The organism is Gordonia sp. (in: high G+C Gram-positive bacteria) (genome assembly GCF_049299075.1).
In the GTDB taxonomy this organism is placed as follows: Bacteria; Actinomycetota; Actinomycetes; order Mycobacteriales; family Mycobacteriaceae; genus Gordonia.
Genome location: NZ_JBAQWU010000260.1, coordinates 1 through 2242, shown reverse-complemented (window position 1 = coordinate 2242; position 2242 = coordinate 1). Strand labels below are relative to the sequence as shown.

Sequence of the window (2242 nt, the reverse complement as noted above, 5' to 3'; positions counted from 1 at the left end):
CAATGCCCGCAGCTACGGGGCCGCGGCGATCGCCGTGCCCCCGGGGCGCGAGGTGCTCGCCGCAGTCCGATCGGCGATCGCGGCGGCGAAGCAGACTGCCGGACCGACGGTCATCGTCGTCCCGTGCGACGGGTCGATCGGTGCACCCGACAGCGTCGCCTGGTGGGATGTTCCGGTCGCTGCGGTCGGCGGCGACGAGGCCACCCGGCGGGCCCGCGTCGATTACGACGATGCGCGCGGTTTGCAGCGCTGGCACCTCGGCTGAGGAAGACTGGGACCATGCGTATCGGCACTGCACCCGACTCCTGGGGCGTCTGGTTCGCCGACGACCCGCGGCAGACTCCGTGGCCGCGCTTCCTCGACGAGGTGGCGCAGGCCGGGTACCGGCACGTCGAGCTCGGCCCGTTCGGGTACCTCCCGACCGATCCTGCACTGCTGGCCGATGAGCTCGCCGCGCGCGGGCTCACCTTGTCGGGCGGCACCGTTTTCTCTGATTTTCACCGCGGCGACCGGGCCGACACCGGGCTGTGGGAGAAGGTTCGCGCGATTGCCCACCTGGTCCGGGCGGTCGGCGGTGAGCATGTGGTGGTGATTCCGGCGCTCTGGCGTGATGACCGGACCGGGCGCCAAAGTGAACCGCGTACGTTGACCGACGACCAGTGGACGACCTTGGCAGCGGGGCATGACCTGATCGGCCAGGTGCTGGCGCAGGAATACGGACTGGCCCAGCAGGTGCACAGCCACGCCGACACGCATGTCGCCACCCCCACACAGGTGGACCGGCTGCTGGAGCTGACGGATCCGCGGTATGTGAACCTCTGTCTGGACACCGGCCACTACGCCTACTACGGCGGCGACAGCGTGGCACTCCTGACGCGCGCCCCCGACCGCATCGGGTACCTGCACCTCAAGCAGATCGATCCGACCCGGGCCCGCGAGTTGCTCGACGGGGATGTTCCCTTTGTGGACGCGGCGTGTCAGGTGATGGTGGCGCCACCGGCCGGATTGCCCGACTACGGTCCGGTGCTGGCGGCCGCGCACGCTGCCGATCCGGACATGTTCGCCATCGTCGAACAGGACATGCCCGGTTGCGACCCGGCCCAGCCGTTGCCGATCGCCGTGGCGACGCGCGCCTATATCGAGGAGCGATTGCCAGCGTGAGCGAGCTGCGCGTCGGCGTAGTGGGAACCGGCACCATGGGCTCGGACCACGTGCGGCGGCTGACTCGGACTACCACCGGAGCGCGGGTCAGCGTCGTCGTCGAACCGGACCGGGAGCGACGTACCGCGGCGCTCGCCGTCGCGCCAGGTGCCGTCGGAATGGCGGGTCTGGACGAGGCACTGGCGGCTGGCGTGCTGGACGCGGTGCTGATCGCCGCACCTGGACCGCAGCACGAGTCGACGGTGGCCGCGTGCGTGCGGGCGGGGCTGCCGACATTGTGCGAGAAGCCGCTGACACCGGATCCAGAGTCGGCGTGGCGACTGGTGGAGGCCGAGCGGGCGGGCGGGCGCCGGCTGATCCAGGTTGGCTTCATGCGCCGGTACGACGTCGAATACGCGGCGCTGCGCGCGAGGATCACCGAGGGCCGGTCCGGTGAGCTGCTGATGATTCACGCGGTGCATCGCAACGCCGGCACCCCGGTCGGCTACGCCGAGTCGATGCTGATCACCGATTCGGTGGTCCACGAGCTGGACGCCGTGCCGTGGCTAGCGGGCAGCCCGATCACCTCGATCGAGGTACGTCGAGGCAGGCCGAATCCGCGGGCAGCCGCGGGGCTCCGTGAGCCGATCCTGGTGCTGCTGCGCTTGGCTGACGGGACGCTCGCTGACGTGGAGATGAATGTCTTGGCGGCGAGCTATCAGGTGATCACCGAGGCTGTGCTGGCCGGCGACGTCGTGCGGATCGGGGACGTCGGGCACCACGCGGACTACACGACGCGGTTCGCCGAGGCCTACGACCGCGAGGTGCAGGCCTGGGTGGATTCGGTTGCCGCGCAGGCAATTTCGGGACCGTCGGCCTGGGACGGCTACGTGGCGGCGGTCTGCTGCCGGGCGGGCGTGCAGGCGCTTACCGCTGAGGGCCCCGTCGTCGTCGATCTGCCACCCCGCCCCACGTTCTACGCCTGACGGCCTTGCCGTCGGTCTCGGGCCAACACTCTCGGCTGGTGCCGATGGTCTTGGCTCATGCCAACGTGTGCGCAATGGGGCGGAACCAGAACTGCTGGCCCGAACCGGGCCGCGGA

Annotated in this window: 2 protein-coding genes and 1 pseudogene; all 3 read left to right on the top strand. The window is 70.2% G+C overall.

Annotation, left to right across the window (positions count from 1 at the left end):
- Positions 1-265 (top strand): annotated as a pseudogene (locus WAW85_RS08115) (3D-(3,5/4)-trihydroxycyclohexane-1,2-dione acylhydrolase (decyclizing)); the annotation flags it as partial.
- Between the two features lie 14 nt (positions 266-279).
- On the top strand, positions 280-1161 hold the full coding sequence (locus WAW85_RS08110) for a sugar phosphate isomerase/epimerase family protein (protein WP_422559112.1): 882 nt from the start codon (positions 280-282) through the stop codon (positions 1159-1161).
- Entirely contained in the window at positions 1158-2126 is a 969-nt protein-coding gene (locus tag WAW85_RS08105; protein WP_422559111.1) for a Gfo/Idh/MocA family protein, read from the top strand. The genes WAW85_RS08110 and WAW85_RS08105 overlap by 4 nt, the downstream gene beginning before the upstream one ends.
- Positions 2127-2242 lie beyond the last annotated feature (116 nt).

What these genes read in the sequence shown, in the direction of transcription:
- WAW85_RS08110 (WP_422559112.1), top strand. Translation starts at nt 280, where the DNA reads ATGCGTATCGGCACTGCACCCGACTCCTGGGGCGTCTGGTTCGCCGAC.